The following is a 3,320-nucleotide window of genomic DNA, read 5'->3' as shown; positions in this document are numbered from 1 at the left end:
TGGTCAAGTCCTCGGCCTATTAGTACCGGTCAGCTCCACACGTTACCATGCTTCCACCTCCGGCCTATCAACCCGGTCATCTACCGGGAGCCTTACCCACAAACGTGGTGGGAGACCTCATCTCAAGGCAGGCTTCCCGCTTAGATGCTTTCAGCGGTTATCCCTCCCGAACGTAGCCAACCAGCCGTGCTCCTGGCGGAACAACTGGCACACCAGAGGTTCGTCCGTCCCGGTCCTCTCGTACTAGGGACAGCCCCTTTCAAGTCTCCTGCGCGCGCAGCGGATAGGGACCGAACTGTCTCGCGACGTTCTAAACCCAGCTCGCGTACCGCTTTAATGGGCGAACAGCCCAACCCTTGGGACCTACTCCAGCCCCAGGATGCGACGAGCCGACATCGAGGTGCCAAACCATCCCGTCGATATGGACTCTTGGGGAAGATCAGCCTGTTATCCCCGGGGTACCTTTTAGCCGTTGAGCGACGGCGCTTCCACATGCCACCGCCGGATCACTAGTCCCAGCTTTCGCTCCTGCTCGACCCGTCGGTCTCACAGTCAAGCCCCCTTGTGCACTTACACTCAACACCTGATTACCAACCAGGCTGAGGGAACCTTTGGGCGCCTCCGTTACTCTTTAGGAGGCAACCGCCCCAGTTAAACTACCCACCAGACACTGTCCCTGATCCGGATCACGGACCGAGGTTAGACGTTCAAAACGACCAGAGTGGTATTTCACCAATGACTCCACCCCCACTAGCGTGAAGGCCTCACCGTCTCCCACCTATCCTACACAAGACGCTCCAAACGCCAATGTCAAGCTATAGTGAAGGTCCCGGGGTCTTTCCGTCCTGCTGCGCGTAACGAGCATCTTTACTCGTACTGCAATTTCGCCGGGTCTGCGGTTGAGACAGCGGGGAAGTCGTTACGCCATTCGTGCAGGTCGGAACTTACCCGACAAGGAATTTCGCTACCTTAGGATGGTTATAGTTACCACCGCCGTTTACTGGCGCTTAAGTTCTCAGCGTCGCCGTATCACTACGACTAACCGGTCCCCTTAACGTTCCAGCACCGGGCAGGCGTCAGTCCGTATACATCGTCTTACGACTTCGCACGGACCTGTGTTTTTAGTAAACAGTCGCTTCCCCCTGGCCTCTGCGACCCCCACCAGCTCCAAGCGCAAAGGCTCATCACCAGTAAGGGCCCCCCTTCTCCCGAAGTTACGGGGGCAATTTGCCGAGTTCCTTAACCACAGTTCACCCGATCGCCTTGGTATTCTCTACCTGACCACCTGAGTCGGTTTCGGGTACGGGCCGCCGCGACACTCACTAGAGGCTTTTCTCGGCAGCATAGGATCACCCACTTCGCCACAATCGGCTCGGCATCACATCTCAGAGTATATGAGAGGCGGATTTACCTACCCCTCCTCCTACATGCTTACCCCAGGACTACCACCGCCTGGGCTGGGCTACCTTCCTGCGTCACCCCATCGCTTACCTACTACCAGATCAGGCCAGGCGTTCACCCTGACACCCACTCCGAAGAGCAGACCGGGTTAAGGACCCTTAGTATCACTGGATTCGATATGGGCGCATCACAGCGGGTACGGGAATATCAACCCGTTATCCATCGACTACGCCTGTCGGCCTCGCCTTAGGCCCCGACTTACCCTGGGCGGATTAGCCTGCCCCAGGAACCCTTGGTCATCCGGCGCAGAAGTTTCTCACTTCTGATTCGCTACTCATGCCTGCATTCTCACTCGCACGGCCTCCACAACTAGATCACTCTGCTGCTTCGCCGGCCGCACGACGCTCCCCTACCCATCCACACACCTAGACAGACCCAAAGATCCGCCAGGCCACATGTGAATGCCACGACTTCGGCGGTGCACTTGAGCCCCGCTACATTGTCGGCGCAGAATCACTTGACCAGTGAGCTATTACGCACTCTTTCAAGGATGGCTGCTTCTAAGCCAACCTCCTGGTTGTCACTGCGACTCCACATCCTTTCCCACTTAGCACACGCTTAGGGGCCTTAGTCGGTGGTCTGGGCTGTTTCCCTCTCGACTACGGAGCTTATCCCCCGCAGTCTCACTGCTACGCTCTCACTTACCGGCATTCGGAGTTTGGCTGACGTCAGTAACCCGGTAAGGCCCATCAGCCATCCAGTGCTCTACCTCCGGCAAGAAACACGCAACGCTGCACCTAAATGCATTTCGGGGAGAACCAGCTATCACGGAGTTTGATTGGCCTTTCACCCCTAAACACAGGTCATCCCCCAGGTTTTCAACCCTGGTGGGTTCGGTCCTCCACGCGGTCTTACCCACGCTTCAACCTGCCCATGCCTAGATCACTCCGCTTCGGGTCTACAGCATGCGACTCAAAAACGCCCTCTTCAGACTCGCTTTCGCTACGGCTCCCCCACACGGGTTAACCTCGCCACACACCATAACTCGCAGGCTCATTCTTCAAAAGGCACGCAGTCACATCACAGACACCCGAAGGCGTCCACGCTCCTACGGCTTGTAGGCACACGGTTTCAGGTACTATTTCACGACCCCTCACCGGGGCGCTTTTCACCTTTCCCTCACGGTACTGGTCCACTATCGGTCATCAGGGAGTATTTAGGCTTACCAGGTGGTCCTGGCAGATTCACACAGGATTTCTCGGGCCCCGTGCTACTTGGGATCCCCTCCAACAGTCGACAGGATTTCGCCTACCCGGCTCTCACGGTCTCCGGCGCCCCTTCCCAGAAGCTTCGGCTACCCCATCGATTTCTCACTGCTCGCAGTCTCGGCAGAAACCACCGGAAGGTCCCGCAACCCCGCACACGCAACGCCTGCCGGCTATCACACGCATACGGTTTAGCCTCATCCGCTTTCGCTCACCACTACTCACGGAATCACTAATTTGTTTTCTCTTCCTACGGGTACTGAGATGTTTCACTTCCCCGCGTTACCACCAACCGCCCTATACATTCAGGCGGAGGCAACACCACATGACTGGTGCTGGGTTTCCCCATTCGGACATCCCCGGATCAACGTCTGGTTGGCGACTCCCCGGGGCTTAACGCAGCCTCCCACGTCCTTCATCGGCTCCTGATGCCAAGGCATCCACCGTGTGCCCTAAAAAACTTGGCCACAAAGATGCTCGCGTCCACTATGCAAATCTCAAACAACAAACAGCAACCCCACCCACACCACCACCCAACACCCAAACCACCCACCCGCAGACGAAGAGAGGCAAAACACTCTCAACCCGCGAAGCAGGAGACCGAGCCGGTATGACGGCAGGCGTGATCCCGCACGAGGCCAAACGACAACCCCC

1 rRNA gene is annotated in these 3,320 nt (G+C 57.3%); it reads right to left on the bottom strand.

Annotated elements, in window-relative coordinates:
• Nucleotides 1-3,133 (bottom strand): 23S ribosomal RNA (locus ABZ194_RS30020).
• Nucleotides 3,134-3,320 lie beyond the last annotated feature (187 nt).

Origin of the sequence: Streptosporangium sp. NPDC006007 (assembly GCF_040614315.1) — a bacterium.
Classification (GTDB): domain Bacteria; phylum Actinomycetota; class Actinomycetes; order Streptosporangiales; family Streptosporangiaceae; genus Streptosporangium.
Note: the sequence above shows the minus strand (reverse complement) of the source record. Positions and strands in the feature narration are given on the sequence as shown.